We start from the raw sequence: 17,813 nt of genomic DNA on the forward strand, positions 1-17,813 counted from the left end.
GATCGCCGGACCGCTGTCCCAGGTCGAGGACATCCTCGAGAGCGTGCAGCAGCATCTCGCGCCCCCCGTGGCCGTGCGTCCGGTCGCCGGGGCCATCAGCTCCGGTTACGGCGCCCGCTGGGGCACCATGCATTACGGCATCGACTTCGCCGACGCGATCGGCGCGCCGATCAAGTCGGTCAGCAGCGGCACCGTGATCGAGGCCGGTCCGGCGTCAGGATTCGGCCTGTGGGTCCGGGTGCTCCAGGACGACGGCACCACCGCGGTCTACGGGCACGTGAACGACATGTACGTGCAGGCCGGTCAGCGGGTCAACGCGGGCGATGTCATTGCGACCGTGGGCAATCGGGGTCAGTCCACCGGTCCGCACCTGCACCTGGAGATCTGGGATCAGAACGGCAACAAGATCGATCCGCATCCGTACCTGGCCGCCAAGGGGGTGCCCATGCAGTGGGGTCCCTCGCACGACCACTGAGCCCGTACGGGTTGCCGCCGCGACCCCCTCACGCCTTCCCCGGCCGTGAGGGGGTCGCGGCTTTCTACCCGGGGCACGTGCCGCCACCTGCTGAATTCGGTGGGTTCGCCCGGGGCCGGTACGGTATCGAGCAGGGGTGGCTCACGGCAACTGCGTTGCCGATCCGGGCGGTACCACGCTCCGGCCACGGCGTATCCGAAGGGAGGAACGGGCGCCGGGGTCGAGATGGTGCACGGATGTCCGGGGCGGATCGTCCGTCGTGCCCTCCGTCGGATACGGGTACCCCAAGTCCTCGCTCCCATGCCGCAGGGTGGTGTGATCTATGTCACGGCCCGGCAACGGCTCGGAGCGGGGGGACGATTAGACAACGATTACCGACGGTGGTCGGGGGCAATGGCGCTTCGGTCGGACTGGTCCGGATTGCGCCGGCGCAGGAGAACGGCCCGAGGGGGCCATGACTGACGCGAGAGGTTGTGCAGCCGGATGGAAAGCGCTCGTCGGACTGCGGGTACACGGACTGCGGGCGGTCGACGCCGGCGTTCGGGTGCGTCTCTACTCCCGCAGGTGCTGACGGCGGCGGTGGAGTCCGCGCCGGACACGGTGGCGCTGCGATTCAACCCCACCGGCGAGCCGGCCGACCAGCGTGAGCTGACCTACCGCGAACTCGACGAGAACTCCTCGCGGCTCGCGCGCGAACTGATCGCCCGTGGGTTCGGCCCCGGTGACTGCATCGCCATGGGAATCGCCCGCTCGGTCGAATCGGTCACCTCGCTGTGGGCCGTCGCCAAGACCGGCGCCACCTACGTTCCGGTCGATCCGGCCTACCCGGCCGACCGTATCGCTCACATCCTCACCGACTCCGGCGCCCGGGTCGGCCTGACGACCTCCGCGCACCGGAGCACGCTGATCGCCGCGGGCGTCGAGCTGGAGTGGATCGAGCTCGACGATTCCGATCAGCTCGCCCGCGTCGCCGCGCATCCCGCGCACCCGATCTCCTACGCCGACCGGGTCCGGCCGCTGACCGCCGATCATCCGGTCTGGATCATCTACACCTCCGGCTCCACCGGAAAGCCCAAGGGCGTGCAGGTGTCCCATCACGGCCTGGCCCCGGTGGTGGGCGCCGGCGCGCGGATCGGCGTCGGCCTCGGTTCGAGGATCACCCACCTGAGCTCGCCGAGCTTCGACTTCTCCTTGATGGAGATGCTGTTCGCCTTCCCCCACGGTGCGACGCTGGTGGTCGCGCCGCCCATGGTGTTCGGCGGCGCGGAACTGGCCGAACTGATCCGCCGCGAGCAGGTCGGTGTGCTCATGATGACCCCCGGCGCACTGGAATCGGTGGACCCGGCGGGGCTGGACAGCCTGCGCACCCTGGTCGTCGGCGGTGAGAAGGTCACCGCCGAGCTGGTGAACCGCTGGCGTTCGCCCGGGCGCATCGTGCACAACGTCTACGGCCCCACCGAGACCACGGTGATCGTGACCGGAACCGAACTGCGCGCGGGCGAGACGATCACCATCGGCAGCGCCTTCCCGGGCGTCGGCGCCTATGTGCTCGACCCGCTGCTGCGGCCGGTGCCCGCCGGAGTGGTCGGCGAGCTGTATCTGTCCGGGCCCTCGCTGGCGCACGGCTATCGCAGCCGGCCCGATCTGACCGCCGATCGGTTCGTCGCCAATCCCTTCGTCGCCGAGTCCGACGGCGCGGGGGCGCGCATGTATCGCACCGGTGACCTGGTGCGCCGCCGCGAGTCCGACGGCGCGTTCGAGTACATGGGCCGCACCGACTTCCAGGTCAAGATCCGCGGTCTGCGCATCGAACTCGGCGAGATCGACAACGCGCTGCTCGCGCACCCGGACATCGACTACGCGGCGACCCTCGGTGTCACGCTGCCCTCGGGCGCGACGACGCTGGTCGCCTACGTGCTCAGCCGCGTCGGCGGCGCGCTCGACACCGCCGAGGTGGCGGAGTTCGTCGGAAAGTCCTTGCCCGCGTACATGGTTCCCGCGTCGATCATGGTGCTCGACGAGCTGCCGCTCAACGCGGTCGGCAAGCTGGACCGCGCCGCGCTGCCGGCTCCGGTGTTCGCGGGCCGGGCCTTCCGTGCTCCCTCGGACCGCTTCGAGCAGATCGTCGCCGACGTGTTCGCCGCACTGCTGATGCCCGAGGCCGGACCGCAGGACCGGGTCGGCGCGGACGACGACTTCTTCGCCCTCGGCGGCAATTCGCTGATGGCCACCCAGGCGGTGGCCCGCATCTCCGCCGAGCTCGACACCCGCGTGCCACTGCCGCTGCTGTTCGAATCTCCCACCGTGGCCGACCTGGCGGCGCGATTGCGGGAGCAGGCGGGCGGGACCACCCGACTGCCGTTGCGTCCGGTGACCCGTCCGGCCCGGGTGCCGTTGTCCTATGCGCAGCAGCGGATGTGGTTCCTGAATCGCTTCGACACCGACAGCGGCGTGAACAACATCCCGGTGGCGGTGCGCCTGTCGGGCGCGCTCGACGTGGCGGCGCTGCGCACGGCGGTCGGCGATCTCGTCGCCCGCCACGAGGTATTGCGCACGGTGTATCCGGAGGTCGACGGCGAGGGCACGCAGGTCGTCCTGCCGGTGACCGATCCGCGCGCGGTGCCCACGCTGGACCTGGTGTCCGCGACCGAGGGGGACCTGGTCGCGCAGGTCGTCGCACTGGCGACGGACGGCTTCGACGTCACGCTCGCGCCGCCGATCCGGTTGCGGCTGTACGCACTCGCGCCCGAGGAGCACGTGCTGGTGTGCGTGGTGCACCACATCGCCGCCGACGGCTTCTCGATGGCCCCGCTGACCCGGGATCTCATGTCCGCGTACTCCGTGCGCGCGGCGGGGGCGGAGCCCGCCTGGGAGCCGTTGCCCGTGCAGTACGCCGACTTCACGCTGTGGCAGCGCGAGACGCTCGGCGCCGAGTCCGATCCGAACTCCGTGCTGGCCCAGCAGGTCTCGTTCTGGCGCGAGCAACTGGCCGGGCTGCCCGAGCAGCTGGACCTGCCCGCCGACCGCCCGCGCCCCGCGGTGATGTCCAACCGTTCGGCCGGCTACTCCTTCGCCTTCGACGCCGAATTGCACAACGCGCTCAGCGAACTGGCCAAGAAGCACAACTCGACGCTGTTCTTCGTCATGCATGCCGCGATGGCAGTGCTGCTGGCCCGGCTCTCGGGCACCACCGATATCGCCGTGGGCACTCCGGTGGCCGGACGTGGCGACGAGGCGCTCGACGATCTGGTCGGCATGTTCGTCAACACCCTGGTACTGCGCAGCGAGGTCGACCCCGACGAGAGCTTCGCCGAGCTGCTCGCCGATGTGCGCGCCACCGATGTGGCCGCCTTCGCCCACGCCGACCTGCCCTTCGAGCGGCTGGTCGAACTGCTCGACCCGGCCCGCTCGATGGCCCGCCATCCACTGTTCCAGGTCATGCTGACCTTCCAGAACATGTCGCACACCGAGCTGCGGCTGCCCGGCCTCACCGCCTCGGCGCTGGAGCTGGGCGCGCCGCCCGCCAAGTTCGACCTGGAACTGACCCTGGTGCCGCACGAGATCGACGGCGCGCCCGCCGGTCTGGCCGCCACCTTCATCTACGCCACCGACCTGTTCGACGAGTCGACCATGGCCGGTTTCGCCGAGCGCCTGCGCCGCATCCTGACCGCGGTGGTCGCCGATCCGCAGCGCAGCGTCGGCGGCATCGAATTGCTGGAACGCTGGGAACAGCAGCGCATCCTGCGCGACTGGAACGACACCGCGCACGAGCTCGCCCCGGACCTGCTGCACGAGGCCTACCGGCGCGCGGTCGCCGAGCATGCCGACGCGGTCGCCGTCGCCTACGAGGGCGCCGAGCTGACCTACCGGGAGTTCGACGAGCGGGTCAACCGCCTGGCCCGGCTGCTCATCTCGCAGGGCGTCGGCCCGGAATCGCTGGTCGGCCTGGCCATCCGGCGTTCGCTGGATCTGGTCGTGGGCATGTACGCGATCGTGACCGCGGGCGGCGCGTACGTGCCGCTGGATCCGGATCATCCGGCCGAGCGCATCGCGCACATCCTCGACACCGCCGACCCGGTGTGCGTGCTGTCCACCACCGCCGACTCCGATGCCGTGCCCGCGGGCATCGACGTGCTGCGCGTGGACACCGTCGACCTGTCCGGCGTGTCCGCGGCGCCGGTCGAGGCCGCGGAACTGCTGCGCCCGCTGCGCCGCGACAACCCCGCCTACGTCATCTTCACCTCCGGCTCGACCGGTCGCCCGAAGGGTGTGGCGGTCTCGCACGGCGCGATCGACAACCAGACCTCCTGGATGCTCTCGGAGTACCCGATGGGTCCGGGTGATGTGTACCTGCAGAAGACGGCGACGACGTTCGATGTGTCGTTGTGGGGGTACTTCATGCCGTTGCGGACGGGCGCGAAGCTGGTGGTGGCGACCCACGACGGGCATCGTGACCCGGCGTATATCGCGGAAACCATTGCTGCGCAGCGGGTGACGGTGACCGATTTCGTGCCGTCGATGCTGACGGTCTTCGCCACGCATATCGCGCCGGGTTCGGTGCCGTCGTTGCGTGATGTGTTCGTCATCGGTGAGGCGTTGCCGCCGGAGACGGTTGCCGAGGTGCGGGCGATGTCCGGCGCCGCTGTGCACAACTTGTACGGCCCGACCGAGGCCGCGGTCTCGGTGACCTACTGGTCGGCCACCGAGGCCGACACGGTCACCGTTCCGATCGGCTTGCCGCAGTGGAACACCCGGGTCTACGTGCTGGATTCACGCCTGCGCGCGGTGCCTGCCGGTGTGATCGGCGAGCTGTACCTGGCCGGTGACCAGCTGGCGCGCGGCTATGTCGCCCGCCCCGATCTGACCTCCGACCGCTTCGTCGCCAACCCCTTCGAGCCCGGTGCGCGCATGTACCGCACCGGCGACCTGGTGGTCTGGCGCGATCAGCCGCATCGGCTGGAGTACCTCGGCCGCACCGACTTCCAGGTGAAGTTCCGTGGTCAGCGCATCGAGCTGGGCGAGATCGAGACCGCGCTGCTGGCCCATCCCGCGATCAGCCAGGCGGTGGCGCTGGTGGTGCCGACGGCCACCGGCGACCAGCTCGTCGGCTACGTGGTGGCGCGGCCGGGGGAGACCGTCGACGTCGACGATCTGCTCGACGCGGCCGCGAAGAGCCTGCCCGCGTACATGATTCCCGGCGCGGTGATGGTGCTCGACGCCTTCCCGCTCAACACCTCGGGCAAACTGGACCGCAAGGCGCTGCCGGAACCCACCTTCCGCGCCAGGCAGTTCCGCGCCCCGAGCACCCCGATCGAGGAACTCATCGCCGGCGTCTACGCCGAACTGCTCGGCCTGGAACGGGTCGGCGCCGACGACGACTACTTCGCCCTCGGCGGCAACTCGCTGCTGGCCACCCGCGCGGTCGCCCGGCTGAACGAGACGCTGGAGACGAATGTCGCCGTGCGTGATCTGTTCGAGGCGCCGACGGTGTCCGGACTGGCCGCCCGCCTGGTCCCCGGCGCGGGCGGCGCCGTGCGCCCGCCGCTGGTGAAGGGCCCGCGCCCGGAGCACGTTCCGCTGTCGCTGGCCCAGCAGCGGATGTGGGTGCTCAACCAGCTCGATCCGGCCTCGGCCGCCTACAACCTGCCCTTCGCCATCCGGCTGTCGGGCGAACTCGACACCGGGGCGCTGCGCCTGGCCGTGGAGGACGTGCTGGTGCGCCACGAGGCGCTGCGCACCCGCTTCCCGGTGACCGCCCCCGGTGAACAGCCCTACCAGCAGGTGCTCCCGGTCACCGACGTGCTGCCGCACGGCCTCGAGATCGAGACCCCGGCCGACCCGGTGGCCCGCATCGGCGAACTGCTCTCGACGGGCTTCGACGTCACCGCGGCCGCGCCGGTGCGCATCCGGCTGTTGTCGGGCGGGTCCGGTGGCGCGGGGAGCCGTGAGCACGTGCTCGTGGTGGTGGTGCACCACATCTGCGCCGACGGCATCTCGCTGGCCCCGCTGGCCCGCGACCTGGTCACCGCCTACCTGTCCCGCAGCGGCGGCGAAGCGCCGGCCTGGACACCGCTGCCGGTGCAGTACGCCGACTTCGCGCTGTGGCAGCGCGCCGTGGTCGGCTCCAACGAGGATCCGGATTCGCCTGCCGCGCGGCAACTCTCCTACTGGCGCGAACAGCTGGCCGGGCTGACCGGCGCGCTGGATCTGCCGCTGGATCATCCGCGCCCGGCGGTGCCGTCCGAACGCGGTGCGACGGTCGGCCTCGAGGTCGAGGCGGACGTGCACGCGGGCCTGGTCGCGCTCGCCCACGAGCATCGGGCCTCGCTGTTCATGGTGGTGCACGCCGCGCTCGCGGTACTGCTGGCGCGGATGTCGGGCAGCTCGGACATCGCCGTCGGCACCCCGATCGCCGGGCGCGGCGAACGTGCGCTCGACGACCTGGTCGGCATGTTCGTCAACACGCTGACCCTGCGCACCGAGGTCGATCGGGCCGAGGGGTTCCAGACGCTGCTCGACCGCGCCAGGGAGACCGACCTGGCCGCCTTCGCCCACGCCGACATCCCGTTCGAGCGCGTGGCGGAGGTCGTCGGGCAGGCCAATCGTGACCAGAGCCCGCTGTTCCAGGTCGCGATCGCCTTCGAGGACTACGCCCCGCCGAGCGCGCAACTGCCCGGTCTGGCGATCTCGCTGCTGGACTCCGACCGGATCAGCGCCAAGTTCGACCTGCAACTGGTCGTGCAGCCGAGGCTGAACGAGGACGGCACCCCTGGCCCGCTGGGGATCTCCTTCACCTACGCCACCGACCTGTTCGAGGAGGCGACGATCGCGGCGCTGACCCGGCGCTTCGAGCGGATCCTGCGCGCGGTGCACGCCGACGCGGACGCGATCGTCGGCGATATCGACATCCTCGAGCCGGAGGAGCGCGGACTGGTCACCGACGCGGTGCTCGACGCGGTCGCGGGCTCCGCCGACGATGACGACGAGTTCGTCACCACCGGCGGCACCGAACTGCCGCAGCTGCTGACCGCCGTCGTCGAGGACGATCCCGACGCCCCCGCGATCGCGGGCGGCGACACCGAGATCAGCTACCGCGAGCTGGACGCCGAATCCTCGCGCCTGGCAAGGGTGTTGATCGGGCGGGGCATCGGCCCGGACAGCACGGTCGCGCTGGCGGCCGAACGCGGCGCCGAATTCGTGGTGGCGGTCTGGGCGGTGCTCAAGACCGGCGCGGCGCTGGCGCCGGTGTCGCCCGCGCAGCCGGAACCCGCCGACGGCACGCCCGCCGATCTCGGCCTGGTCGTCGGGGCGTTCGACGAGTTCTCCGGCGAGCAGTGGCTGCGGCTGGACACCCCGGAGGCGCGCGCGCAGATCGCCGCGGAGTCGAACCGGCCCGTCACCTACGCCAACCGCGTGCGCGTGCTGCGGGGCGAACATCCCGCACTCGTGCCGTCGTCCGGCGAGACGGTCGACTACGACGAGCTGGCCGCCGCGAGCGACCGCCTGCAGGCCCGCACGAAGCTGACCTACGAATCCCGCACCTTCCGGTACGGCCCGGCGACCACGGCGGCGGCGTTCCTCGAGGTCGTCGCGGCGGGCGCGGCGGGCGCGACGCTGGTGCTCGCGCCGGTGGACCGGCCGGGGCTCGACCCGGCCGAGCGCGGCGAAGCGCTGGCCGAGGAATGGGTCACCCACCTGCTCACCGACCGGGACGGTCCGGCCTCGATCGATCTCGCCGTGGCCGCCGATCTGCAGGCCGTGGTGCTCGACGATCCCGCGCCGTCGGCGGACGCGGGGGAGGCGGAGGTCTTCGCGGTGTCGGATTTCCTGAGGCTCACGCACCGGAGTGAGTGATCTCACTCCGGGCGCCCGCTCTGTGTAGCGCTCGGTTCACCTGCCGGAATGATCGGGGTGCGAAGATATGGCGCTCGCCGGCGCCTGCTCCCTGTAGCGCGCCCTGGTCACGAAACGACAACCATGTCGTGACAGGGTAGGTGTCGGCGCACAGCACTCGAGTGGTGGCCGCCGACGCGGCATCGCCCGGTACGACGGTTACCGGGCAGGTGCCGATGGCTCGGCAGAAGTGGGTAGGAAGTTCTCGGATGGTGGATCGGTTGGTTTGCTGGCGGACGACCTCGCGGGTCGCGACACAGGGAGCGGTGGCGTGACACGGGCCGCTCGAGTACGGCCGACACGCACCCGCCGTCCACGCCTCACCGCCTTGCCCCAGCTGATGGCCAAGGCCGTGGAAGCCAACCCGGACGGGGTGGCCGTACTCTGCGCGGACGCCACCGGCACCCTCGGCCGACTCACCTACGCCGAACTCGACGAGCGCTCCACCCGGCTGGCGCGCGCGCTCATCGCCCGCGGCATCGGCCCGGAGGACCTGGTCGCCCTCGGCATCCCCCGTTCGGTGGAGTCGGTACTGGCGTGCTGGGCGGTTGCCAAGACCGGCGCGGGCTTCGTGCCCGTCGACCCGAACTACCCCGCCGACCGGGTCGCGCACATGCTGTCCGACTCCGGTGCGGTGGTCGGCATCACCGTGGCCGACGTGCGCGCGCATCTGCCCGGTGAGGTCGAGTGGCTGGTGCTCGACGATCCGGCCACCGGCGACCTGCTGGCCGCGCAATCCGCCGAGCCGGTCACCAACGACGACCGGGTGCGGCACGTGCGCGCCGAGAACCCGGCCTATGTCATCTACACCTCCGGCTCGACCGGTATGCCCAAGGGCGTCGTGGTCACCCAGGCCGGCCTGGCGAGTTTCTGCGAGGAGCAGCGCGAGCGCTACCGGGTGACCGAATCCTCGCGGACGCTGCACTTCGCCTCACCGTCGTTCGACGCATCCATCCTGGAACTGCTGCTCGCGATCGGCGGCGCGGCGGCCATGATCGTGGTCGCCCCCACCGTCTACGGCGGCGCGGAGCTGGCGGGGGTACTGCGCCGTCACGACGTCACCCATGCCTTCGTCACCCCCGCCGCGCTGGCCTCGATCGACCCGGCCGGGCTGGCGGCGCTGCGCGTGGTGGTGGTCGGCGGCGAGGCCTGCCCGCCGGAGCTGGTGCGCCGATGGGCGGTCGGCCTGCCCGACGGCTCGACCCGGGAGTTCTACAACGCCTACGGTCCCACCGAGGCCACCGTCGTCACCAATATCAGCGATCCGATGCGGCCGGACGAGCCGGTGACGATCGGCGCGCCGATCCGCAATGTCGGCGCCTACGTCCTCGACTCCCGGCTGCGGCTGGTGCCCACCGGCGTCGTGGGTGAGCTGTACATCGCCGGTGCGCTGCTCGCCCGCGGCTACGGCAACCAGCCCGCCCTGACCGGTGGCCGGTTCGTGGCCAACCCGTTCTCCGATTCCGGCGTGCGCATGTACCGCACCGGCGACCTGGTGCGCCGCACCGCCACCGGCGCGCTGGAGTACCTGGGGCGCAACGACTTCCAGGTGAAGATCCGCGGTTTCCGGATCGAACTCGGCGAGATCGACGCGGTGCTCACCGAGCACCCGAGCGTGGATTTCGCGGTCACCGTCGGCCACGAACTCGACAACGGCAGCACCATCCTGGCCGCCTATGTGCACGCCGAAGACGGCGCGGCGGTCGACCCCGGCGAGTTGACCGCCCTGGCCGAGCAGCATCTGCCCGCCCACATGGTGCCGACCTCGATCACCGTGCTCGACGAGATCCCGCTGACACCCGCGGGCAAGCTGGACCGGCGCGCGCTGCCCGCGCCCGGCCTGCACACCAGGAAATTCCGCGCGCCCTCCGGTCGCTACGAGGAACTGGTGGCGGCGGTCTTCGGCGATCTGGTCGGTGACGGCTCGCCGATCGGCGCGGCCGACGACTTCTTCGAACTCGGCGGCAACTCGCTGATCGCGACCCAGGTCGCGGCGAGGCTCGGCGCGCAGCTCGGGATCACGGTCCCCGCGCGGCTGCTCTTCGACGCTTCCACAGTGTCCCGCCTGGCCGAAGCCCTCGCCGGGCTGTCCGGCCTCGACGAGGGCGGTCGCGAGGAGTTGCGGGCTGGTGAACGCCCGCAACACATTCCGCTGTCGCTGGCCCAGCAGCGCATGTGGTTCCTCAACCGCTTCGACCCGGACTCCGCGGCCTACACCATCCCGGTCGCGCTCCGGCTGTCCGGCGCGCTGGACATCGACGCGCTCACCGAGGCCTTCGCCGATGTCGTCGCGCGCCACGAGGTGCTGCGGACCGTCTACCCGGAGACCGAGGCCGGGCCCGCCCAGGTGATCCTGCCCGTGGGCGAGGGCAATCCGCGGCTGGAAGTCCGCGAGGTGACCCCCGAGCGGGTGCGCGAGGCGGTCGGTGAACTGCTCGGCACCGGCTTCGACGTGACCGCCGAGGTCCCGCTGCGCGCGGTGCTGTTCCGGGTGACGGCACAGGAATTCGTGCTCGCCGTCGCCGTGCACCACATCTCCGGCGACGGCTCCTCCGGCGGCCCGCTGACCAGAGACCTGATGACCGCCTACGTCGCGCGGGCGGCCGGGCAGGCCCCGGAATGGGCGCCGCTGCCGGTGCAGTACGCCGATTTCAGCATCTGGCAGCGCCGGGTGCTGGGCAGCGAGAACGATCCGGGCTCGCTCGCCCACGATCAGGTGGCCTTCTGGACCGAGGAGCTGGCCGGTCTGCCCGACCAGCTGGACCTGCCCGCCGACCGTCCGCGCCCGGCCGTGCAGTCCTTCGACGGCGGCGTGGTCGACATCCGCATCGACGCCGAGCTGCACCGGGCGTTGCTCGAGGTCGCGCGGTCCCAGGGCGCGACGCTGTTCATGCTGGTGCACACCGCGCTCGCCGTGTTCCTGGCCCGGCTGTCCGGCTCGGCGGACATCGCGGTCGGCACACCGATCGCGGGCCGCGGCGAGGCCGCGCTCGACGACCTGATCGGCATGTTCGTCAACACGCTGGTCTTCCGCAGCCGCATCGACGCGGGCGAGCCGTTCACCGAACTGCTCGGCCGTCAGCGCGAAGCGGACCTGCGGGCGCTGGCGAACGCGGACATCCCGTTCGAGCGCCTGGTCGAGGTGCTCAACCCGGTGCGCTCCACCGCGCGGCACCCGCTGTTCCAGGTGGGCCTGTCCTTCCAGAACATCGCCGAGGCGAGTCTGACGCTGCCCGGCCTGCAGGTCGCCGCCCTGGACGTCGACGTGCACGTCTCCCAGTTCGACCTGCACTGGATCATCGGCGACAGCTACGACGACAGCGGCGCGCCGCTGGGCCTGGGCGGCGGCCTCACCTACGCCACCGCACTGTTCGACCGCCCGACCGTCGCCGGCTTCGTCGACCGATTCGTGCGCCTGCTGCGCGAGATCGCCGCCGCCCCGGGCACTCCGGTCGGTGACATCGACCTGCTCGATCCCGCCGAACGCGAGCGGATCCTGGTGCGCGCCAACACCACCGGCTACCCGCTGCGTCCCGGCACGCTGGCCGAACTGCTCGACGCCTCGGTCGCGGCCGCCTCCTCGCACGCGGTCGCGCTGGTGGCCGACGACGGCAGCCGGGTGTCCTGGTCGGAGCTCGACGCCCGCGTCAACCGGCTGGCCCGTCAGCTGATCGCGCGCGGCGTGGGCCCGGAGACCCGGGTGGCGCTGGCCATGCGGCGCGGGGTGAACCTGGTGGTCGCGATGTACGCGGTGACCCGCGCGGGCGGCGCGTACGTGCCGGTCGACCCGGATCAGGCCGCCGACCGCACCGGCTACATCCTGCTCACCGCCGCGCCGGTGCTCGTATTGACCGATGCCGCGACCGATTTCGTCTCCGGCAATGCCGCGGTGCTGCGCGTGGACGGGCCGGCGCTCACCTCCGGCCCGGCGGACCCGGTCACCGACGCGGACCGGATCGCGCCGCTGCGCCCGGACAACACCGCCTACGTCATCTTCACCTCCGGCTCCACCGGCAGGCCCAAGGGCGTCGCGGTGCCACACGCCGCGGTGGTCAACCAGTTGCGCTGGAAGGCCGCCGAATTCGGGCTCGCCGCCGACGACGCGGTGCTGCTCAAGACGGCCGCGACCTTCGACCTGTCGGTATGGGAGTTCTGGTCGGCGGCGGTCTGCGCGGGCCGGTTGGTCATCGCGAGCCCCGACGGCCATCGCGACCCGGCTTACCTGAACCAGCTGATGGAGCGCGAGGGCGTCACCACCCTGCACGCGGTGCCCTCCATGCTGGACGCGCTGCTCACCGTCTCCGGTGGCGCGCTGCCCGAGTCGTTGCGCCGTATCCTGGCCATCGGCGAAGCGCTGCCCGCGAGCACCGCGCGGCGCACGCTCGCCGCGGGGGTGGCGCTGTTCAACCTCTACGGTCCCACCGAGGCCGCCGTCTCGATCACCAATCACCCGGTGACCGAGGCGGATCGGGTGTCGGTGCCGATCGGCGCGCCGGAGTGGAACAGCCGGGTGTACGTGCTGGACGCGCGGCTGCGGCCGGTGCCGGTCGGTGTGCCCGGCGAGCTGTATCTGGCCGGTGACCAGCTGGCCCGCGGCTACTTCGGCCGCCCCGATCTGACCTCGGACCGGTTCGTGGCCAACCCCTTCGAGCCGGGCGCGCGCATGTACCGCACCGGCGACCTGGTGGCCTGGAACGCCGCCGGGGAACTGGATTACCGCGGCCGCACCGACTTCCAGGTGAAGGTGCGCGGTTTCCGTATCGAACTCGGCGAGATCGAGGCCGCGCTGCTGGCGCAGCCCGGCATCGCGGCCGCGGCCGTGGCCGCCAAGTCCGATCCGCACACCGGCGACCTGCTGGTCGGCTATCTGGTGCCCGCCCAGGCCGGAGCCGAACTCGACATCCCGTCGATCACCGCCGCGCTGGCGGCCCGTCTGCCCTCGTACATGACGCCGACCGCGTGGGTGGTGCTGCCCGCGCTGCCGCTCAATGTCAACGGCAAGCTCGACCGGAAGGCGCTGCCGGACCCGGTCTTCGAAGCCCGCGAGTTCCGTGCGCCCAGCACGCCGATCGAGGAAATCGTGGCGGGCGTGTTCACCGATGTGCTCGGCCTGGAGCGGGTCGGCGTGGACGACGACTTCTTCGCCCTCGGCGGCAACTCGCTGATCGCCACCCAGGTCACCGCCCGCCTCGGCGCGGCGCTGGACGCCGAGGTGCCGGTGCGGCTGCTGTTCGAGGCCTCCACGGTCGCCGCGCTCGCGATGCGGGTGGAGAGTCTGGCGGGTGCGGGCGGCCGCCCCGCGCTCACGCCCCGACCGCGTCCGGAACGGATTCCGCTCTCGCTGGCGCAGCAGCGCATGTGGCTGCTCAACGGCATGGGCGCGAGCACCGCCGTCTACAACATCCCCGCCGCGGTGCGGCTGTCCGGCGAGCTGTCGGTCTCCGCGCTGCGCGAGGCGCTGGCCGATGTGCTGGCCCGGCACGAAGTGCTGCGCACGGTGTATCCGGCGCACGAGGGCCTGGCTCACCAGGTCGTGCTGCCCGCCGACCGGGTCGCGCCCGAGCTCACCGCGCAGGTGGTGCCCGCCGACCAGGTGCCCGAGCGGATCGTGCGTGCGGTGACCACCGGATTCGACGTGACCGCCGAAGTGCCGGTGCGCGTGGAACTGCTGCGCCTCGCCGAACAGCCCGCCGAGCACGTGCTGGTGCTGGTTGTGCACCACATCAGCGCCGACGGCTGGTCGATGGCCCCGTTCACCCGCGACCTGATGATCGCCTACGCCGCGCGCGCGGTGGGCAACCCGCCCGCGTGGCAGCCGCTGCCGGTGCAGTACGCCGACTACAGCCTCTGGCAGCGCGAACTGCTCGGCGACGAGAACGATCCGCAGTCCCTGGCCGCGCGTCAGCTCGGCTACTGGCGGACCGCGCTGGCCGGACTGCCGGACGCGCTCGACCTGCCGTTCGACCGCCCGCGACCGGCCCTGCAGGACACCGTGGCCCGCTCGGTGGCGCTGCACATCGATGCGGCCACCCACCGCGCCCTGCTCGCCGTCGCCCGCGAGCGCAACGCCACCCTGTTCATGGCGGTGCACACCGCGCTGGCCGTCCTGTTGGCGCGCTGGTCGCGTTCGGACGACATCGCCATCGGCTCGCCGATCGCCGGCCGTGGCGACGCCGCGCTCGACGACCTCATCGGCATGTTCGTCAACACGCTGGTGCTGCGGACCCAGGTGAACACCGGATCGTCGTTCGCCGAACTGCTGACCAGGCAGCGCGAGACCGACCTGGCCGCCTTCGCGCACGCCGACGTGCCGTTCGAACACCTGGTGGACGTGCTCAATCCGGTGCGCTCCACCGCCAGGCACCCGGTCTTCCAGATCATGCTGGCCTTCCAGAACCAGGCCCGCGCCGGACTGGAACTGCCCGGTCTGTCGGTCTCGGCGATGGAATTCGACGCCGAGCAGACCGAGTACGACCTGCAGCTGATGCTCGGCGACGGCTACGACGAGCACGGCGATCCGACCGGCATCGCGGGCCGGATCCTGTTCCCGGTCAGCCTGTTCGACGAATCCACCATCGAGACGCTGGCCCGCCGGTTCGAACGGTTGCTCGCCGCGCTGGCCGCCGCGCCCGTCGTCCCGGTCGGCGACCTCGACTGGCTCACCGAGGCCGAACGCGCCGAGGTGCTCGCCACCCGCAATGCCACCGACCACCCGCTCGACGGCGCGGCCACCCTGGTCTCGCTCTCCGCGCTCGGCTCGCGCGTCGACCCGCGTGCCACGGCGATCGTGGACGGCGCGCTCACCGATCGGCGCACCGAGATCAGCTATGCGGACTGGGACGCGCGGGTGCATCGCCTGGCCCGCCACCTCATCTCGATCGGCGTCGGCCCGGAAACCCGCGTGGTTGTCGCGCTGCATCGCAGCGTCGACCTGCTGGTCGCCATCCACGCCGTGCTGCGCGCGGGCGGCACCTATGTGCCGGTCGATCCCGACCATCCCGAGGACCGCACCGCCTACGTGCTGGAACTGTCCGAACCGGCCTGCGTGCTCACCCACGCGGCCGCGGGCTTGCGCACCGACCGCGCGCCGGTGATCCGCATCGACGAGCTGGATCTGTCCGGCTACCGCGACGAGCCGATCACCGACGCCGAACGCCTCGCGCCGCTGCGCCCGGCGAACACCGCCTACATCCTGTTCACCTCGGGCTCGACCGGACGGCCCAAGGGCGTCGCGGTGCCGCATCGCGCGGTGGCCAACCACGTGCGCTGGTTCATCGCCGACTACAGCATCGGCGCGGCCGACATCTCGCTGTTCAAGACGACCATCACCTTCGACATGTCGATCTGGGATGTGTTCGTGCCCTTCATCACCGGCGGCCGGGTGGTGGTCGCCAGCCGCGACGGGCATCGCGATCCGCGCTATCTCGCCGAGGTGATCGCGGCCGAACGGGTCACCGTGACCCCGTTCGTCCCGTCCATGCTGCGTGCCATCGTGGACACCCTCGACGGCGATTCGCTGGACTCGCTGCGGGTGATGTGGCTCGCCGGCGAAGCGCTCTCGGCCGAGACCGCCGCGGCCGCGCGCCGGGTCTCGCGGGCCAGGCTGGACAATCTCTACGGCCCGACCGAGACCGCTGTGGTCACCATGACCGCGCGGGTCCCCGAGGACGCCACCGGCATCGTGCCCATCGGCGCGCCGATCTGGAATGTGCGCGCCTATGTGCTCGACGACCGGCTGCACCCGGTGCCGGTCGGTGTCGCCGGCGAGCTCTACCACGCCGGAATCCAGCTCTCGCACGGCTATTTCGGGCGTCCCGATCTCACCGCCTCGCGGTATGTGGCCAGCCCGTTCGCGCCGGGGGAGCGGCTGTACCGCACCGGCGACCTGGTGCGATGGCAGGCCGACGGCGGGGTGGAGTATCTGGGCCGCACGGACTTCCAGGTCAAGATCCGCGGCCTGCGCATCGAACTGGGCGAGATCGAGACCGCGCTGCTCGCCCACGAGGGCGTGCGTCAGGCGGTCGTGATCGTGCACAGCGACGAGCAACTCGGCGACCAACTCGTCGGCTACGTGGTGCCCGCGGGCGAGGCGAGTGCGGCCGACCCCGAGTCGTTCAAGGCGCACCTGGCCGAGCGCGTGCCCTCCTACATGGTGCCGCCCACGTTCGTGTTGCTCGATGAGCTTCCGCTCAACGCCAACGGCAAACTCGACCGCAAGCAGCTGCCGCGACCGGTCTTCACGGCCCGCTCGCGCCGGGAACCGGAGACGGCGCTGGAACGCGCGATCACCGGGGTGTTCGCCGAGGTGCTCGGCGTGGACGCGGTCGGCATGGACGACAGCTTCTTCGAACTCGGCGGCAACTCCCTGGTCGCCACCCGCGCGGCCACCCGGCTGGGCGAGGAACTCGGATTCCGGGTCCCGGTGGTGTGGTTGTTCACCGCCCCGACCCCGGCCGGGCTGACCGCTCAGGTGCTCGCCCAGCAGTCCGGCGCGCAGGCTGCACCGGAGTCGGCATTCGACGTGCTCGTGCCGTTGCGCCCGGGGTCGGGTGCGCCGCTGTTCTGCATCCACCCCTTCGGCGGCATCGCCTGGTCCTTCGCCGGGCTGGCCGCGCACCTGGACGGTGATCGCCCGATCTACGGGTTGCAGTCGCCCGCATTGGGTTCGGAGGAGACGCTGCCGGACTCCACCGAGAAGTGGGCGTTGCGCTATCTCGAGGAGATTCGTGGGGTGCAGCCGGAGGGGCCGTACCATCTGCTCGGCTGGTCGCTGGGTGGCGTGCTCGCCCATGCCATCGCGGTGCAGCTACAGGCGGAGGGGGAGCGGGTGGAGTTGCTGGCGATGATGGACAGTTATCTGCGGTCGGAGATCGAGGAGTCGGCGATCGCGTCCGGGCCCGCGCCGTTGGCCGAACTGCTCGGTGGTCTGCTCGGCGACACAGCGCAACTCGATCTCGCGGCCGCGGGCGATGTGGCCGACCTCGGTCCCGCCGAGATCGCCGAGCGGCTGGCGCAGCTGCCCGAGCCGTTCGCCTCCTTCGGCGCCGCGCGCATCACGCGGGTGCTCGAGGGCGCGGTGCATTCGGCGGCGGTGACCGCGGCTTACCGCCCGCGTCCGTTCCTCGGCGACCTGCTGTACTTCACCGCCGCCGAGGACGATCCGAGCGGGCGCACCGGCGCCGACACCTGGATCGGAGCCGTCCAGGGAACGATCCGCAACCATCGGGTCCCGACCTCGCACTGGCGGATGGCCACCGAGGCCGGGCTCGCCGAGATCGGTCGCGTGATCGACGCGGTGCACGGGACGCGGTAGGCAGGGCACCTCCCTTCGATACCCGGTGAGGCGCGGGGTCAAACCCGCGCCTCACCATCGGATTTCGCCACGCCCATGTGGTAACCGTCACATTGCGGAGGCGGTCCGCATCGGGCGGGCGGGTGGCCGTGC

General features: G+C 71.5%; 3 protein-coding genes. All 3 read left to right on the plus strand.

Annotation, left to right across the window (positions count from 1 at the left end; genetic code table 11):
- A partial coding sequence (locus ON26_RS03285; protein WP_040794463.1) for a M23 family metallopeptidase occupies positions 1 to 475 on the plus strand: 475 nt, incomplete at its 5' end.
- Between the two features lie 483 nt (positions 476 to 958).
- Positions 959 to 8,329, plus strand: coding sequence for a non-ribosomal peptide synthetase (locus tag ON26_RS03290; RefSeq protein WP_040794464.1), 7,371 nt, complete (start codon positions 959 to 961; stop codon positions 8,327 to 8,329).
- A gap of 310 nt (positions 8,330 to 8,639) precedes the next feature.
- A complete protein-coding gene (locus ON26_RS03295) occupies positions 8,640 to 17,681 on the plus strand; it encodes a non-ribosomal peptide synthetase (protein ID WP_157171767.1) in 9,042 nt (3,013 codons plus the stop codon).
- Positions 17,682 to 17,813 lie beyond the last annotated feature (132 nt).

Source organism: Nocardia higoensis NBRC 100133 (genome assembly GCF_000308595.1).
Classification (GTDB): domain Bacteria; phylum Actinomycetota; class Actinomycetes; order Mycobacteriales; family Mycobacteriaceae; genus Nocardia; species Nocardia higoensis.